This window comes from Flintibacter porci, from assembly GCF_041925195.1.
GTDB lineage: Bacteria > Bacillota > Clostridia > Oscillospirales > Oscillospiraceae > Lawsonibacter > Lawsonibacter porci.
This window is the reverse complement of the sequence record NZ_JBHEVB010000015.1, coordinates 1-16,017: the sequence shown is the minus strand read 5'-3', so window position 1 is coordinate 16,017 and position 16,017 is coordinate 1. Positions and strand designations below refer to the sequence as shown.

General features: G+C 51.2%; 12 protein-coding genes and 1 pseudogene. 12 read left to right on the top strand and 1 reads right to left on the bottom strand.

All coding sequences use genetic code 11. The annotated features are described in order from the left end of the window. The first annotated feature begins 226 nt into the window (after window positions 1-226). From ACEVJL_RS13670 to glsA, 11 genes and pseudogenes are all read left to right on the top strand, one after another. Window positions 227-1,807 (top strand): recombinase family protein, encoded by a 1,581-nt coding sequence (locus ACEVJL_RS13670; RefSeq protein WP_302667848.1) that lies wholly within the window; start codon window positions 227-229, stop codon window positions 1,805-1,807. Next, a complete protein-coding gene (locus ACEVJL_RS13665; protein WP_374738165.1) occupies window positions 1,804-2,556 on the top strand; it encodes a recombinase family protein in 753 nt (250 codons plus the stop codon). Before ACEVJL_RS13670 ends, ACEVJL_RS13665 begins: the two co-directional genes overlap by 4 nt. Then, the gene (locus ACEVJL_RS13660) at window positions 2,556-4,181 is read left to right on the top strand and encodes a recombinase family protein (protein ID WP_374738164.1); all 1,626 of its coding nucleotides are present in this window, start codon (window positions 2,556-2,558) and stop codon (window positions 4,179-4,181) included. Before ACEVJL_RS13665 ends, ACEVJL_RS13660 begins: the two co-directional genes overlap by 1 nt. A gap of 23 nt (window positions 4,182-4,204) precedes the next feature. Continuing rightward, entirely contained in the window at window positions 4,205-4,951 is a 747-nt protein-coding gene (locus ACEVJL_RS13655) for a metallophosphoesterase family protein (RefSeq protein WP_302667845.1), read from the top strand. Between the two features lie 84 nt (window positions 4,952-5,035). After that, window positions 5,036-5,428 (top strand): annotated as a pseudogene (locus ACEVJL_RS13650) (DUF1016 N-terminal domain-containing protein); the annotation flags it as partial. Window positions 5,429-5,516: 88 nt separating this feature from the next. Next, on the top strand, window positions 5,517-5,987 hold the full coding sequence (locus tag ACEVJL_RS13645) for a low molecular weight protein-tyrosine-phosphatase (RefSeq protein ID WP_186879002.1): 471 nt from the start codon (window positions 5,517-5,519) through the stop codon (window positions 5,985-5,987). Between the two features lie 245 nt (window positions 5,988-6,232). After that, the gene (locus ACEVJL_RS13640) at window positions 6,233-6,931 is read left to right on the top strand and encodes a helix-turn-helix domain-containing protein (protein WP_302667844.1); all 699 of its coding nucleotides are present in this window, start codon (window positions 6,233-6,235) and stop codon (window positions 6,929-6,931) included. Window positions 6,932-7,245: 314 nt separating this feature from the next. Next, window positions 7,246-8,679 carry a beta-Ala-His dipeptidase gene (gene pepD, locus ACEVJL_RS13635; protein WP_374738163.1) on the top strand — a complete coding sequence of 478 codons (1,434 nt, stop codon included), beginning with the start codon at window positions 7,246-7,248 and terminating at the stop codon, window positions 8,677-8,679. A gap of 76 nt (window positions 8,680-8,755) precedes the next feature. Beyond that, complete coding sequence (locus ACEVJL_RS13630) at window positions 8,756-10,306, top strand: AbgT family transporter (RefSeq protein ID WP_374738162.1); 1,551 nt, start codon at window positions 8,756-8,758, stop codon at window positions 10,304-10,306. A gap of 48 nt (window positions 10,307-10,354) precedes the next feature. Continuing rightward, window positions 10,355-11,626: an MFS transporter gene (locus tag ACEVJL_RS13625; protein WP_374738161.1), complete on the top strand. Its 1,272-nt coding sequence runs from the start codon at window positions 10,355-10,357 to the stop codon at window positions 11,624-11,626. A 116-nt stretch (window positions 11,627-11,742) separates the two neighbouring features. Continuing rightward, window positions 11,743-12,660: a glutaminase A gene (gene glsA, locus ACEVJL_RS13620; RefSeq protein ID WP_302667493.1), complete on the top strand. Its 918-nt coding sequence runs from the start codon at window positions 11,743-11,745 to the stop codon at window positions 12,658-12,660. A gap of 159 nt (window positions 12,661-12,819) precedes the next feature. Here the strand turns inward: glsA and ACEVJL_RS13615 are convergent, their stop codons facing one another. Beyond that, complete coding sequence (locus ACEVJL_RS13615; RefSeq protein ID WP_302667492.1) at window positions 12,820-13,983, bottom strand: IS3 family transposase; 1,164 nt, start codon at window positions 13,981-13,983, stop codon at window positions 12,820-12,822. Between the two features lie 138 nt (window positions 13,984-14,121). Between ACEVJL_RS13615 and ACEVJL_RS13610 the strand changes: the two genes are divergently transcribed. Next, on the top strand, window positions 14,122-15,666 hold the full coding sequence (locus ACEVJL_RS13610; protein WP_302667491.1) for a hypothetical protein: 1,545 nt from the start codon (window positions 14,122-14,124) through the stop codon (window positions 15,664-15,666). Window positions 15,667-16,017: the final 351 nt, after the last annotated feature.

The window sequence follows — 16,017 nt, the reverse complement described above, 5'->3', positions numbered from 1 at the left end:
TCAAATCACTTGTTTCTTTATACCGCTTGTAGCCCCTTGTAAACCGTTGCTTGCGTCGGTTGTGCGAACAAGGCAAACTCACAGACAAAGAGGCCAAACGAATTCTCTCCAGAATTGCTGTCCAAACAGGTGCAGACCTTATTATTTCTCTCTGAATGGTTGATGTTTTCATAGATATTTCTCTAAAAGTGTGGTAGTGTTTGTGTCGCGCAGGAGGTGAAGCAGCATGGCAAAAAACCGGCAAACCGAGGGAAGTATGGCACTGCAGGAAAAGAGGTGCCGGGTCATTACCATTGAGGCAACCCAAAGCCCCCAAAATATCAAATTACGGGTGGCAGCCTACGCCCGCGTTAGTTCCGCTTCTGATGATCAGCTTAACTCCTTCGCTGCTCAGAATCGGTACTACATCAGCTTGATCTCTAGTAAAGAAAACTGGAGCCTGGTGGACATATATGCCGACGAGGGCATAACCGGGACTTCAACAGAAAAACGAGAGGACTTCCAGCGGCTCCTGGCAGACTGCCGCAGAGGTTTGATTGACAAAGTGTTGGTAAAGTCCATCTCCCGCTTTGCCCGCAACACCAAGGAATGCCTGGAGGCCATCCGGGAGCTGAAAGCACTGGGAATCGGGATTTGTTTCGAAAAAGAAAACATCGACACCTCAACTATGTCCGGTGAAATGATGACAGCATTGTTCGCCTCCTTTGCCCAGGCGGAGAGCGAAAGCACATCACAAAATATGCGCCTTGGCATTAAGATGCGGATGATGAATGGAGAATTTAATACCTGCTTGGCGCCGTATGGCTATCGCTTGGAACATCACAAATTGAAAATTATACCGGAGGAGGCTGTTGTAGTACGAAGGATATTTATCGATTATCTCAATGGAAAGACCTCCCGAACTATCGCGCAAGAATTAAATGCGGAATATCCGCAGCGCAGACCCTGGAGACGTGAGCGGATTGAATATATGTTAAAAAATGAGCGCTACGCAGGAAATGCACTGTTGCAGAAGCGGTATAGGACAAATTTCTTCCCTCCAGAGCAAAAGCGGAATAGGGGAGAGAAGGAAATGTACTTTGTACCAAACAGCAATGATTCCATTGTAGATATAGAACTATTTGATCGAGTTCAAAAGCTCCGAGCTAAGCGAGAGGTGATACGTGCAGCAAATCCGCGCTGCTTGTCCGGCAAACTGCGTTGTGGGGTGTGTGGAAACACATTTCGCTGGAAAAAGCAGAATCAAAAGATGTATTGGTCCTGCAGAACCCATGAAGAAGATGCGGGAGCCTGTGCGATAACGCAGATTCCCGAAGTGGAAATTCAGAACGCGTTCTTCCGCCTCTATTATAAACTTAAACATCATGGAGCCCCTATTTTCACCTCAATGCTTACCGCGCTCCAAGCCGTTCGCAACCGCCGGATGCTCTGGAGTATGGATATTATTGAACTCAACAAACAAATATCTGAACTTGCCAGTCAGAATCAGATGTTGGCCAAGCTGAAACAGCAGGGCCTCATTGATTCTGACATTTTTATATTCCAGAGCAATGAGTTGACCGAACAGTTCCGCACTGCAAAGCGGAAAAAGGAGAGCCTCCTGGCCGTTGATGGCGACAATACCATCGTCCAAACGCGCGAGCTGATGGAAATCCTGGATGATGGCCCGGACTTCCTTGACAGCTTTGATGCGGAGCTGTTCGGTGAGCTTGTTGAAAAGATTATTGTGGAAAGCAACGAGCAAATCCGATTCCGCCTGAAAAATGGGCTGGAGTTAACAGAAACCATGGAAAGGACGGTGCGATGATGGGAAACCGAAAGCAGCCCTTTGGATATAGAGTTATTATGGGGGAAATTGTGATCCATCCCCAGGAGACAGAACTGGTGGAGCATATCTTCCGGAAATATCTTGCCGGGGCTACCTTCAGTACCTTGGTCGAGGAGCTGCGAGAACAATCCATCCCATATAGCGAAGGGAAAGTCTGGAATAAAAATATGGTGGCCCGGATTCTGGAGGATGAACGGTATACTGGAAAGCATGATTACCCACCAGTGATTGACCAGGAGATCTTAACAAGGGCACTTGCAAAGCGACGCGCAAAGCATGTTCTGTCTCAAAAAACACAGGCTCAGAAAATTCTTCGCCGACTCAGTGGGCAAGCTGCTACGAAATCAATGGAAGTTCAGGTGCTGAATCTGCTGAATCGTCTGGTTACATCACCAGATCGAGTTAAGCTGCCGGAAACAATGCCCTCCAATCAATCTGAGGTACATAAATTGCAGCACGAACTAGAGCAGGTGATGGAGGAACAGCCAATTGAGGAAGAGAAAGCCCAAAAGCTGATTTTATCTATGGCCGCCGCTCAGTACACAGCAATCACTTCCTGTGAATATGAAACCATTCGCCTGCGCAGGGTGCTTTCCAGACATGCGATCATGGCAGAGCTGGATGCGGAATTGCTGCAAAGTATTGTGGCGGCAATTCACTGTTATGCGGATGGTACACTGGATGTTTACTTAAAAAATGACCAAATCATAGGAAGGGGAGATATGTAATGAGGGAAAGCGCCGCCAAGGTCATCATCATCCCTGCAAAGCCGGAGGCCGCAGCCCAGCAGACTGTCAAACGGCAGCTTCGCGTGGCGGCATACTGCCTTGTCTCCACAGATGACGAGGAACAGCTCACCAGCTATGAGGCCCAGCAAAACTACTATACAGATAAGATCATGACCAACCGAGATTGGACTATGGCCGGAATCTTTGCAGATGAGGGCATCACAGGCACCTCAGCACGAAAAAGACCTGAGTTTCTAAGGATGATTCGGATGTGCAAGCAGAAGAAGATCGACATTGTCCTGACGAAATCCATCTCCCGATTTGCCAGAAATACGGTGGACTGCCTGAACTATATCCGAGCGTTGCGGGCGCTGGGAATCGCGGTCATCTTCGAAAAGGAAAATATCAATACGCTGGAGGCAGACAGCGAGATTCTCATTACCATGCTTGGGGCCTTTGCTCAGTCCGAGAGTGAAAGCATCAGCGCCAATGTCCGCTGGGGAAAGCGGCAGGCCATGCGGGAAGGAAAAGCCAACATCCAATATGACCGGCTGTACGCTTATAAAAAGGGGGATGATGGGAACCCAAGAATAATTCCAGAACAGGCAGAGGTAGTTCGATCCATCTATAACCAATACCTGACCGGAGCCAGTCTGCGGATGATTAAGGAGCGATTGGAATCGGAACAGATTCTGAATGTAGCTGGAAATCCTCAATGGACGATCACGGCCATTCGAGGTATCCTGACCAACGAAAAATACTGCGGAGATGTTCTTCTGCAAAAGACCTACATCAGCGACTGTATCAGCCGGAAAGTCATCCGCAATACCGGTCAGCTGCCCATGTATCTTCTGCAAAATCATCATGACGGCATTGTGGAACGAAAAACCTTTGATGCGGTGCAGACAGAGATGGCACGGCGCAACGCCGGGAAAAGCCCCTCCAAGAAGAAAGCCCCCACAGGGCTGACATCCTACGCCAGCAAGTACGCCTTATCGGAGCGTTTGGTCTGCGGTGAATGTGGAACGCTGTACCGCAGATGCACCTGGTCTAAAGGTGGAAAAAAGCGTGTGGTATGGCGCTGTGTCAGCCGTCTGGACTATGGGACAAAATACTGCCACGACTCACCTACATTGGATGAGGAACCCCTCCAGCAGACGATTCTTGCTGCCATTAACTCCGTTATGAGTAAGAAAGACACCCTCATTCGTCAAATCACATCCGCTATGGAGCTGGAAATTGCTCCGGTTCCAGGAGAGAGCATGAGCCTTGCGGACATTGAGCATCGCCTGGGTGAATTGAATGACCAAACCCGTAAGCTGGTGGCAGAAGCAGCTCAAAGCGAAGATTCCACGGCTTATACCTCTCAGTTAAGAGCAATTATGAATGAGGCCGCCGAATTAAAAGAAAAACGGGCATTCATTCAGGAACGACGCCAAAACGATGCTTTGGCTGCCCGGCGAGTTGATGCAGCGACTGTGGCCCTGGGACAGGCAACTGCCTACATCAGTCAGTGGGATGAAACAATCATTCGTCAGCTTGTAGATACGGTTAAAGTTCATTCAGCAGAAAAAATTACGGTGTTCCTCCGCGGCGGCATTCAGGTGGAGCAAGATATGATATAATAAGCGAAAGAAGGTGAATCAATATGATCTATGTTACCGGCGATACCCACGGCAACTTTCAGCGGTTTACTCCAGAACACTTCCCAGAGCAGGCTCAAATGACCAGGGATGATTTTATGATCATCTGCGGCGACTTCGGCGGTGTATGGGAAGGCGGCAAAAAGGATGCCCGCAGCCTAGACCGGCTGGAAAACCTGCCGTTTACCACATTGTTTGTCAGCGGGAACCACGAAAACTTCGACCTGCTCAGGAAATACCCCATAGAGGAATGGAACGGCGGAAAAGTCCAGCGCATTCGGCCTCATGTAATCCATCTGATGCGAGGGCAGGTCTTTGATCTGCAGGGATATTCCTTCTTCACAATGGGCGGAGCCAGGAGCCACGATATTGACGATGGTATTCTGAATCCCAAAGCACCGGATTTTGAAGAACAGTATTGGGCCCTCCGAAGAATGGGTGCCCGCTTCCGGGTGAACCACCACTCCTGGTGGAAACAGGAGCTTCCCAGCAAGTCGGAGTATGAGGAGGCACGGCGCAATCTGGAACGCATTCATTATAAAGTAGACTATGTGGTCACTCACTGTGCCCCAAGCAGCATCGTAGACATACTAGGAGATGGTGGTTATGTTCACGACCACTTGACGGACTTTCTGGAGGAAGTCAAAGAAAAGGCCAAGTTCCACTACTGGCTGTTCGGACATTACCACGACAATAGAATTATCGACGACCGCTTCGTGCTGCTCTGGGAACAGATGGTACAAGTGGTGTAACAGGACAAAGAGAAGGACAGGAGATACCCCTGCGTTTCTCTTTGTCCTGTTTTTAAATAAGATAGGTGTTGGAAAGGAGCAACCATGAACATCCGTAAGAACATCGATTACTCTGACATGTTTACCGCTATAGATGTGGCTGTTGACGCAGGACTGTCCCAGATGAAGCTGTACTGCGAACTTGGACGCCTGGTTTGTGAGCGTCCGGAAAAAGGTGCGGCAGTCGCTGCAGCTGAGCACCTACACAGCCGTTTTCCGGACGTTTCCGGCTTCTCCCCTCGTAACCTGCGCCGGATGCGGGAGTTTTATCGGATGTATACAGGAAATGCCGAGTTACTGGCGCTGGCCATGAAGATTGCCTGGACGCAGAATGTGGTTATTCTGGAAGCGGACCTGGAAATAGAGGAGCGGCGATGGTACCTGCGTGCTGCCGGCCAGTTTGGCTGGTCAAAGGCAGAACTTCAAAGAAAGATCAAGTCTAACGCTCATCTGGAAATCCAACTCGACGAGTTTGAGGTTCAGTGCTATACTGAGTTCAATAGTAATGATTTGGAGCGTACAGAGTATGATCAAGATACTTTTCCTCTGTCACGGCAATATTTGCAGAAGCCCGATGGCCGAGTTTATTATGAAAGATTTGGTGAAGAAGGTAGGTTTAGAACAGAAAATCATTATCGAATCGGCAGCTACCAGCACCGAAGAGATTGGAAATCCTGTCTATCCACCGGCCCGCCGCAAGCTGGCCGAGCATGGGATCGACTGCTCTGGCAAGAGGGCACGCCAGCTTCAGAACAGCGACTATGAGAAATATGATCTGCTGATCGGGATGGATCGCGCCAATCTACGGGATATGTATCGGATCTGCGGCGGCGATTTTGCTGACAAAATGCATCTGCTAATGGACTTCACCGACCACCCCGGCGAAGTGGCTGATCCATGGTACACTGATGATTTCGATACAACTTGGCGGGATGTGGAGGAAGGATGCCGAGGGGTGCTTTCCCAAATTATTCACAAGGTATTGATATGCGGATAAGCTGATTATCAAGAAAAATTAGTGAGACAAAATACATTGAAATATAATTTGCACATAGAAATTAGTTGTAAGATGTGGATATATTCAGATTTCCAGAATAGAATAGGAATCAGTATTCTGATGTGTTATGCTTTTCTACATTGACTTTTGAAGAGATTATGTTATTATTTTGACAACCTTTAACCGTTTCTAATGGAAACAAGAGCCGCACCACACCAGAATCTGAGCAGAGCAGGTGAATCACAATGGACGGATCTAATTTTTATGCAGAGGTTGGCGGCAACATTAAGACCTATCGTAAGCTTCAGCACATGACCCAGCAGGAGTTGGCCGGCAAGATTAACAAAAGCATGGCGTGTATCTCTAAATATGAGAAGGGCGACATTTCCATGGATCTTTACACGCTCTATGAGATTGCGGAAGTGCTGAATATCCCGCCCGCCCTGCTCCTCCCTCAAGATACCGGAGCCAGCCGGTCCGTCTCCCAACCAGATATCGATTTTCCGCCCTTTCTCCAGCACTCTCCGCTGTATCTTTACACTTGGTACACCAAGCGGCCGGAGTTAGCCACCAGTGTGCTGATGATCCAGCGAGAAACCCGAAAGGTGACGGCCTACTACGGCGTCTCCGATCTGTCCCGCTATCAGGACAGTGACTACATCATGCTGGGCTCTGTGGTCAGCTCCGAGTCCAATGTGCAGCTCTACTTCGCCAACCCTCTGCTCAAGGGAGACTTTATGCTGGTGTGCTTCCGCACCGCCGATCTCATCACCGGCCACTGCCAGGGCTTTTTCGGGGCCCTCAATGACCACTACCGCTTCTGCGCCTCCAAATGCTACATCAGTGACACCCCCGTGCGGGATCTGGCCGCCCTGGAAAAGCAGTTGACGGTAGACAAGGACGCCCTGAGCTTTTTACGGAAAAACAACGTGCTGTGCCTTTAAGCAAGAAAACAAAAAATGCCATTCCCGTCCGGGGCAGAAATGCGCTGCGTTCTGCCCCGGGCGGGGATTTTTGTTCTGCAAGTTTTTTGTTGCGTGCTTTCACAAAAAGAGAAAAATGAATTGAATTGCAGCACTTCCCAACCTGCATTTGAAAAAAGTGGGGAAAGCGGGGAGAAAAATCAACTGGGAAGAAAGTTATGATAAAAAAATCAAGTTTGAATAAAAATTGGCTTTCTTTTTCTTTTTTTTAAAAGGAAGTATAATAATGCAGTCCATTAAATTATGAGAGGCATCGGAAAGGATGTGGCCTGACTATGGATTCCGTTTTGAATCCCAATGTACCTTATTACAAATATTTTGAGGAGATGACCCGCATTCCCCACGGATCCTTCCACGAGCAGCCCTACAGCGACTATCTGGTTGCATGGGCCAAAGAACACGGACTGCATCATCTGCAGGACGAGATGGGCAATGTGGTCATCTATAAGCCGGCCTCTGCCGGACACGAGGATCGGCCTGCCGTGCTGCTCCAGGCCCACATCGACATGGTGTGCGCCTGCGACCCGGGACAGGACCACGATTTCCGCAAAGACCCCCTGGAGCTGTACGTCGAGGACGGCTGGCTGCGGGCCAAGGGCACCACTCTGGGCGCCGACGATGGCGTGGGCGTAGCCTACATGCTGTCCATTCTGGACGACGATACCCTGCCCCATCCCCCCCTGGAGTGCGTGTTCACTGTGCAGGAAGAGGTGGGCTGCAGCGGCGCGGCCAACCTGAAGGCGGAGTACTTTACCGCCAAGCGGATGATCGGCCTGGACGACGTGGGCGGCGGCACCAGCTATGTGACTACCGCCGGCAGCCAGATCATCGAGTTCAGCCGCCAGGTCACCTGGGAGAAGGGACAGCAGAAGGGCTACCGCCTTTCTGTCTCCGGCCTGAAGAGCGGCCACAGCGGCGTGGATATCGACAAGGAGCGGGGCAACGCCATCAAGATCGCGGGCAAGGTCCTGTTTGCGCTGCTCAAGCAGGGGGACGTGCGGCTTTGTGACGCGGACATGGGCAGCGCGGACAACGTCATCCCCAGCCACGGCACCGTCATCTTTACCTCCGCCCTGAGCCGGGAGCAGGTGAGCGCCACGGTAGACCAGTACCGGGAGATCTTCCTGCAGCAGCTGCAGTGGAGCGACCCCGACCTGAAGCTGGAGCTGAGCGAGTGCACTGTGGACCAGGTCATGAGCGCCCAGGACAGCGCCGACCTCATCGGCTTTGTCCGCTTCCTGCCCAACGGCTACTTCCACCACAGCATGCGCTTTGAGGGGCTCACCACCGTCTCCAGCAACCTGGGCACCTGGAAGGTGGAGGGGGACTCCATCCGCTTCCGCTGCTGCGCCCGCAGCTCCATGGAGTCCTTCATTGACATGATGGAGGAGGAGCAGGAGATGGTGTGTGAGGCCTACCACATCCAGCGCCGGGAGACCGCCCGGGTGGCTGGCTTTGACTACATCGAAAACTCCCCCATCCGCGCCGCGGTGGACCAGGCCCTCTTCACCACCACCGGCCGGCACATCCAGGAGCTCTTTGTCCACGGCGGCATTGAGGCCGGCTATCTCACCCGGCTGATCCCCGGCCTGGACGTGGTGACCATCGGCCCCCTGGTGCTGGACGAGCACACCACCTCGGAGCGGCTGAGCCTGCAGTCCTTTGACGAGATCTGGAAGACCCTGATCCGAGCTCTGTCGGAGCTGTAACAGCCCGGCGCAGGCCGGGCCCTCTGGATTTTTCCCGGCCCGCGCCGGAAAACCAAAGAGAAAGGGAGAACAAGCTGTGAGTAATGCCATCCAAGAGACCTCTCCGGGCATCCTGGGCAAGATTGAGCGTGTGTGTGACAAGCTGCCCCCGCCCGGCGTCATCTTCTTTATCCTGTTTGTGGCCACGGCGGTGCTCAGCGCCCTGCTGTCCGGCCTGGGCGTGAGCCTCATCAACCCCGCCTCCGGCGAGACGGTGTCGGTACAGAACTTCTTTACCGCCGACGGCATCAACTGGTTTCTGGAGACCATGGTGGAGAACTTCTCCTCCTTCTACCCCCTGGGCATGGTGCTCATTCTCACCATGGCGGTGGGCCTGTGCGACGAGGCCGGGCTGTTCAGCGCCGCCATCCGCAGCGCTCTGCGCAATACCCCCCAGGTGATCGTGCCCCTGGTGGTGGCCTTCGTGGGCTGCAACGGCAACATCGCCTCCGACTGCTGCAACATCGTGCTGATGCCCCTGGCCGCGGCGGTGTATTACAGCGTGGGCAAGCACCCGGTGGTGGGCATGCTGGTGGCCTATGCGGGCTGTGAGGCGGGCTTTGCCTGCAACCTGATGCTCTCCGCCTCCGACTCCATTGCCTCCGGCCTGACCAACACCGCCATCCAGTCTTTCCTGCCTGACTCCGATTTCCTGGTGGATATGAGCTGCAACTACTACTTCACCTTTACCTCCACCTTCCTGGTGGCCCTGACCATCTCTTTTGTGGCGGAGAAGATTGTGGCCAAGCAGTTCGGCCCCTACCACCGCCCCGCCGACTTGCCCGTCATTGAAAAGCAGGAGCTGGGCGGCATCGAGCGCAAGGGCATCCGCAACGCCGTCATCGCCCTGGTGGTGTACGCCGCCCTGGTGGTGGCCGGCTACTTCCTGGTCCCCCTGGCCAAGGTCAACGAGGACGGCAGCCTGTCCTTTATCGGCTCCCCCCTGCTGGACGGCATCATTGCGGTGATGTTTGTGGCCTTCTTTGTCATGGGCGTGGCCTACGGCTTTACGGTAAAAAAGTTCCGCTCCCTTACCGACATTGAAAAGGCCATCAACAAACAGATGTCCCTCATGGGTGCCTACCTCACCTTCTGCTTTTTCTGCGGCCAGTTCAACGCCCTGTTCAGCTGGACCAACATTGGCACCGTCATCGCCATCGGCGGCGCCGACTTCATCCAGAACATCGGCCTGACCGGCATCCCCCTCATCCTCATTTTCATCGTCATCGTGGCCCTGACCAACTTCTTCATGCCCTCCGCCTCGGCCAAGTGGGCCATTCTGGGGCCGGTGTTTGTGCCCATGCTGATGATGCTCAACTACCACCCCGCCATGATTCAGCTCATTTACCGTCTGGCAGACTCCCCCTTCAACATCATTACCCCCATGAACCCCTACGTGTGGATGCTGCTGAGCATTGCCAACCGGGATTACGACCCCAACCTGAAGATCGGCAAGGTGTTTGCCGGCCTTATCCCCATAAGCCTCATTCTGGCTGTGGTCTGGATTATTTTCTTCTTTATCTGGACCACCCTGGGCATCCCCCTGGGGCCCGGCGCCTCCTACACCCTGCCCGCTGGCTTGCTGTAACCCCTTCCCCGGCGACCATTTTTATCAAGAGAGGAAGAGACCATTTTTATGACCAACCAACCGAAATTTTCCGGCTATTTTCAGGCCTTCCTTGCCGCGCTGATGACATTCACCTGCGGCATGAGCTACGGTGCCTACAGCCTGCTCATCGTCCCCCTGTCCGAGCGGCTGGGCTGCTCCCTGACGGCGGCGGGCGTCCCTGCCACGGTGGAGACCTTTGCCTCCTTCCTGGTGGGCCTGTTCGGCGGCGGCATCCTGATTGAAAAATTTACCGCCCGCCGGTGCGTGCTCATCGGCTCCCTGGTGGCCTGTGTGTTTGTGGCCGGCTACCTGTACCTGCCCTCCCTGGTCCTGGTGTGTATCTTTGAGGCCATCGTGGGCGCCTCCATGGCCTTTGGCTACAGCAGCGGCATGAGCGCCTTTATCCGCCAGTGGTTCATTGACAAGCGGGAATCCATCCTGGGCGTGGCCATCGCCTGCATCGGCTTTGGCGGCGCCGCCGGCACCTGGCTGTTCGGCGTGCTGGACTCCCGGTACGGCTTTGGCGTGACCAGCATTGCCTTTGCCTGCCTGGGTGTGCTGTGCATCCTCATCTACGTCTTCGCCCTGCGTACCCCCGAGCAGCTGGGCCAAAAGCCCCTGGGCTGGGAGAAGGCGGAGGCCCTGGCCTCGGAGGAGGGCAAGGGTAGCAGCACCGACTTCGGCGTGGACTTCAAGACGGCCCTGCGCTCCCCCTCCCTGTACCTCATCATGCTCTCCTGCCTGCTGTGGGCCCTGAGCATGGTGGTCTCCCCCTACCTTGCCACCATTCTCATGACCAACGGGGTGAGCGATCTGGACGCGGCCAACTACTCCACGGTCAATAACATCGCCATCGCGGTGATGTCCATTGTGGTGGGTGCCCTCACCTCCAAGCTGGGCCCCAAGAGTTACGTGATCTCCGCCTTCGGCGCGGGCATCGTGGGCCTGGCCGCCATGCTGGCCTGGCTGCAGGCGTCCCGGACCATGGTGACCCTGCTGCTGGCGGTGGTGCTGCTGGGCGCGGGCTACGTGGTGGGCACCACCTACGGCCCCATCGTCACCACCAAGGTGTTCGGCAACAAGTGCTATGACCGGGTGATCCCCCTGGTCTTCGGCATGCGGTGCGTGGGCCTTGGCGTGGGCGTGCTGCTGCTGCCCTCCCTGGCCGAGCAGCAGGGGGACTGGACTATGCCCCTGGTGCTGGCCATCGGCATGATGGTGGTGGCCATTGTCATGGGTCTGCTGGCCATGCAGCTGGCTCCCATGCGCAAGCTGCACGGGGAAGAGCCCAACACCTGAGCGGGGCAGACCACCCTGGAAAACCATTGCCGCGCATCCCATGGATGCGCGGCAATTTTAAACTCCGGACAGGGCCCGGCTCAGGGCTGCACCGGGAAAGAAGAAATGAGGTTTATATGGAAGCGTTGTTAGAAGAACTTTTGGAGCAGTGCCGCCCCTACACCCGCCAGGGAAAGGTGGCCACCTACATCCCCGAACTGGCCAAGGCCAATCTGGACGACCTGGGCATCTACGTGCTGCGCAGCGACGGGCAGCACTTTCACGCCGGAGACTGGAACAAGCCCTTTGCCATCCAGAGTGTCATCAAGCCCATCCTGCTGCTGCTGGCCCTGATGGACAACGGGGAGGAGTATGTCCGCTCCCGGGTGGGGGTGGAGGCCACCGGCAAGCCCTTTGACGCCATCAATGTGACCGACCAGACCCTGCTCAGCGAACACCTGAACCCCATGGTGAACATGGGGGCCATTGCCATCTGCGGGCTCATTCATGGGGCCAGCTATGAGGAGAAGTTCCAGCGTCTGCTGGAGCTGACCCGGAAGCTGGCGGGAAACCCGGACATCCAGCTGGATCAGGACGTGTACCTGTCGGAAAAGCACACCGGCTACAAAAACCGGGCCCTGGCCTTTCTGCTGAAAACCTACGGAATGCTGGAGGACGACGTGGAGGAGGTGCTGGACTTCTACTTCAAGGCCTGCTCCATCTCGGTGACCAGCCAGGATCTGGCGGTGATCGGGTCGGTGCTGTCCAGCCACGGCACCCTGCCCAACTCCGAGGAGCGGGTCTTTGACCGGGAGTACGGCAACTACGTCAACGCCATCCTCATGACCTGCGGTATGTACGACGGGTCGGGGGCCTTCGCGGTGAACGTGGGCGTCCCCGCCAAAAGCGGCGTGGGAGGCGGCATCATGGCGGTGGTGCCCACCCGGATGGGCATTGGCATCTTCTCCCCCGGCCTGGACGAGAAGGGAAACAGTCTGGCGGGGATCCAGCTGCTGGAGCGTTTATCTAATCGGCTTTACCTAAGTATTTTTTAGAGTTTGGTAATTCAAAATTATGAATGAAGTCCGTTTTTCGAACATTTTTATTGAAAAACGGACTTTTTATTTTTGGAAAGCCTTGTTGTATCAAGGCTTTTTCTTTTTTATATTTCGGGCGGCGCACTTCAAGAATCTCCAAATGGAAAAGTATTATTTTCATTCCATGACGCTATTTGAACACCCGTTTTCGATAAAATTGGCATAGTACTTCTCTTCAAAAGCCTGCGGCGTCTGGTATTTGAGTGTTTGGTGCGGACGAACTTTATAATAAAATCGAATATATTGCTCAACGCTTTTGAAAAAGCTTTGCTCTGAGGTATACTCTCTGCGGTATGCCCCTTCTTTTTTAAATGTTGCAAAAAAGGCTTCAGCAATTGCGTTGTCATGTGGGCGGCCGGTGGCAGAAAAAGACTGTTTGACTCCATTGTTTTGAAGAAGCAACGTAAAAGCAGCAGATATGTACTGCTTTCCTCGATCACTATGAAATGTCAGATTTTTCGGCTTGCCGCGTTCCTGATAAGCATTTCGAAATGTGGCGGTAACCAAGTTGGTACTGGCGTTACGAGATACTCTGTAACCTACGATCCTGCGGGCATAGAGGTCCAAAATGATACAGAGATATACCCAATAGTTGTTAACCCTAAAGTATGTAATGTCACTGACCCATATCTGGTTTGGACGCTCCGCAGTAAATTCTCTTTCGAGTAAATTACGCTTTGCATATTGCTGCCGCTTTTTATACTGTTTTTTTGCATCGGAACGAATACTTCTGAGCTCTAATTCCTGCATGATCGCAGAGATTCGTTTGGCACTGACCTTTATCCCATTCTGCGCTAAAATGGTTCTGATCTTCTCGGCACCAAAGCGCTGCTGGCTGTCATCAAAAATCTGCTGTACCCTTAACATCAGCTCCGCTTGCTCTTCCTCCCGTTTACTTCGATCTGCACGACGAAATATGTGATTATAAAAAGTGCCCCGGGCAACACCCAGGGCTTCGCATAGTTCATGTACGCTGAACTGCTGGTTTTCATGGTATATCTTTTCCAGCACTTCAAGTTTCCTGCGGAGCGGCACTTTGGCAAGAAATCCGGAAAGGCGAATGATCTCCACTTCATGCTCCATCTTCTCAAGCTTTCTCGAAAGCGCATCAATCTCTTTGGGCGTGTAGGTATGCTGTGGCGTCTGAATGGAATAGAATAGTTTGCGCCAATGGTAAATTGTGCTCTGTGCAATATGAAACTCATGGCTGAGTTCCTTAATGGATTCTCCTTTTTCGTAACGCTGAATAATTTTGCGCTTGAAATCCACAGGATATTTCAATAGGCATAGCATCTCCTCCAATTAATAACACAGTAAACTTAGCACAAGAATACATCATTAATCCGCACCGAACATTTGAAGTCCTTGGAAATAATTGATATAATAAAATAATGAAACTGAGCAAACGGAGGAAATCTATTGGATACACTTCAAGCAATATTTAATAATCGTGAAATTGCCATTGGCTTTTGGGTAATGGTTTCCGGTATTGCTCTTCTTTTCGTAAAATCCGCAAGAAAGCCACTTAAAGAGATAATCATTCTTCTGCTAAGCAGAAAATTTATTGCCTTTTATTTAGTATTTGCCGGATTCTTGTTCCTGGTCCTCGCTTTTCTGAAGTGGGTTGGCTTTTGGAACATCAATTTACTCAAAGATACAGTATTCTGGGTTCTCTTTGTAGAGTTTCCGATTTTCGTGAAAACAATTGAAAAAGCAAAAGATAGCCGTTTCTTCGGCAGCTTGATAAAAGAGAATATAGCGTTATCTGTTATCATTGAATTCTTTGTGGGTTTCTGGACCTTTAGTTTATGGGTAGAAATCATTCTCATACCGATAACAATATTCTTCTCTTTGGTATATGCTTTGTCTGAACGGGAGAAAAAGCATCAGCCTGTTAAAAAATTTTTCGATCGCTTAACTGTTCTATGGGGACTTATAATTTTAATAACCGCTATACAGCGTTTTTTCCAGGATCCAGAGGGCTTTATTAACGTAGAAACACTAAAATCCTTTTTGCTCCCCATCGTATTACTTTTGTTAAACCTTCCTGTTGTTTATGGCTTGGCATTATATAACACTTACGAGCAAATCTTCATTCGTCTTAAAGGGGGAGACTCTGAAAAGGCAAAAATGAAACTTCAGGTGCTATGTTTTTCCGGAATAAACCTTGCAAAAGCTTCAGCATTACGGAACAGCGTACCTGTAACAATCTTACATAGCTTAACTGCGAAAGATTTAAAAAATAATCTGAACAATCTAACGCAGCAGTTATCATTACAGATTGGAGATAACTACATGAAACGTTCTCACTATTACATTAGCACCTGTATAATAGGACTACTTGCAAGCCTTTTGGGTCTTATTTTAGCAAATTCTGATGTATCCTTTAAAGATCTTATTTCTTTTAACTTTACTTTTGATATCCAAAGAATTAAAGAAATTGCAACTTACATTTTTTCTACGCTGCTTGTGTTTAGTGCTTCGCTACTTGTTTTCTCAATTGGCTTCAGAAAAAAGCAACTCGAAGATATCTCGCAGATAAAAAAATACGCATTATATGAGCTGTTATCTTCGGTAAAAAGGCAAGAATCTCAGTTAATAGAGTATCCTCCTATAGACGATCCTTCCATTCTCTATGTTTCTTATGTTCTCAATGCTTTTGAAGTCAAGGAATCTTGTAACAAAGTCTTGGCAGCATACTCAAATCTCTTGACAACACAGGAACGAGATGCTGTAAAACAATTGCAGCTTTATACCAATTCATTTTTTAGTGATCTTGGAATTCACGAAGATAACATTAAACAATACAATGTAGTAAGTTTTAGCGAATTCTATAACGAAAAAGTGAGAACCGCTCCACAGAATGAAAAAATCAACAACTTTACTTATACGGTACAGAGAGATCTTAATAAATATTCTGAACAGATAAAGCTTTTCCGCAATGAGTTCAAACAGTGTTATTGATTGCGGCATGATATTTCATGCTATGTTACCGTGGCATCTATAGTGTTGCGATGTTCCAGAATATCAAAACGCTATAGATGCCGTAGGCTGAACGCCTACGGCATCAAGCGTTTCCGGGCTTTTTTTGCTCGAAAATTCACCGATGATTCCATAGATGCCAAAGGGCTGATTTTAGGAATCGCCCAGATTTGAACCCCTTTGTTCCGGGGTTCGGTGCAGGCTTCTATGCTTGGTGTCATCGCCGGAGTAAAATAGACCTATACGCCGGGCAAAAATTGACCCACGCCTAAAGACCGGCTATCTTAAAAGTGTGTGCAATACTTTTAAGGGAGATGGCCGAATGATTAGGAG

Excerpts from the sequence above, each read along its gene's own strand:
- ACEVJL_RS13655 (WP_302667845.1), top strand. The coding sequence starts at position 4,205 with ATGATCTATGTTACCGGCGATACCCACGGCAACTTTCAGCGGTTTACT.
- ACEVJL_RS13640 (WP_302667844.1), top strand. The coding sequence starts at position 6,233 with ATGGACGGATCTAATTTTTATGCAGAGGTTGGCGGCAACATTAAGACC.
- ACEVJL_RS13645 (WP_186879002.1), top strand. The coding sequence starts at position 5,517 with ATGATCAAGATACTTTTCCTCTGTCACGGCAATATTTGCAGAAGCCCG.
- ACEVJL_RS13660 (WP_374738164.1), top strand. The coding sequence starts at position 2,556 with ATGAGGGAAAGCGCCGCCAAGGTCATCATCATCCCTGCAAAGCCGGAG.
- ACEVJL_RS13625 (WP_374738161.1), top strand. The coding sequence starts at position 10,355 with ATGACCAACCAACCGAAATTTTCCGGCTATTTTCAGGCCTTCCTTGCC.
- ACEVJL_RS13670 (WP_302667848.1), top strand. The coding sequence starts at position 227 with ATGGCAAAAAACCGGCAAACCGAGGGAAGTATGGCACTGCAGGAAAAG.
- ACEVJL_RS13665 (WP_374738165.1), top strand. The coding sequence starts at position 1,804 with ATGATGGGAAACCGAAAGCAGCCCTTTGGATATAGAGTTATTATGGGG.
- glsA (WP_302667493.1), top strand. The coding sequence starts at position 11,743 with ATGGAAGCGTTGTTAGAAGAACTTTTGGAGCAGTGCCGCCCCTACACC.
- pepD (WP_374738163.1), top strand. The coding sequence starts at position 7,246 with ATGGATTCCGTTTTGAATCCCAATGTACCTTATTACAAATATTTTGAG.